1 protein-coding gene is annotated in these 582 nt (G+C 45.9%); it reads right to left on the bottom strand.

Going from position 1 to position 582, the window contains the following annotated elements; all coding sequences use genetic code 11:
- Window positions 1-582, bottom strand: a 582-nt coding sequence (locus tag HZY94_RS10040; RefSeq protein ID WP_257151924.1) for a Rib/alpha-like domain-containing protein, incomplete at both ends; no start/stop codon positions are given.

Genomic DNA, 582 nt, shown 5'->3' with positions numbered 1-582 from the left:
AGCTCAGTCATGTTACCGATTGATTTCTCGGCTGATGGTGTTTCGCCAACTTTAACAGTCTGATCCATTGGAGCTGGTGTGTTACTGTCCGCTTGACTTGGATTTTCTGCAACCTTAACTGTCACAGGAACCTTGTCTTGAGAACCATCTGGGTAAGTCACTACAACAGTTACTTGTTGCTCACCTGACTTGCTGGTATCTACTGGTGTTTCAAATGCCACCTTAGTACCTGCTGGAAGCTCAGTCATGTTACCGATTGATTTCTCGGCTGATGGTGTTTCGCCAACTTTAACAGTCTGATCCATTGGAGCTGGTGTGTTACTGTCCGCTTGACTTGGATTTTCTGCAACCTTAACTGTCACAGGAACCTTGTCTTGCGAACCATCTGGGTAAGTTACCACAACAGTTACTTGTTGCTCACCTGACTTGCTGGTATCTACTGGTGTTTCAAATGCCACCTTAGTACCTGCTGGAAGCTCAGTCATGTTACCGATTGATTTCTCGGCTGATGGTGTTTCGCCAACTTTAACAGTCTGATCCATTGGAGCTGGTGTGTTACTGTCCGCTTGACTTGGATCTTCT

The organism is Streptococcus danieliae, from assembly GCF_013415245.1.
Classification (GTDB): Bacteria; Bacillota; Bacilli; order Lactobacillales; family Streptococcaceae; genus Streptococcus; species Streptococcus danieliae_A.
The sequence above is the reverse complement of the archived record's forward strand: the minus strand, read 5'-3'. Positions and strand labels throughout refer to the sequence as shown.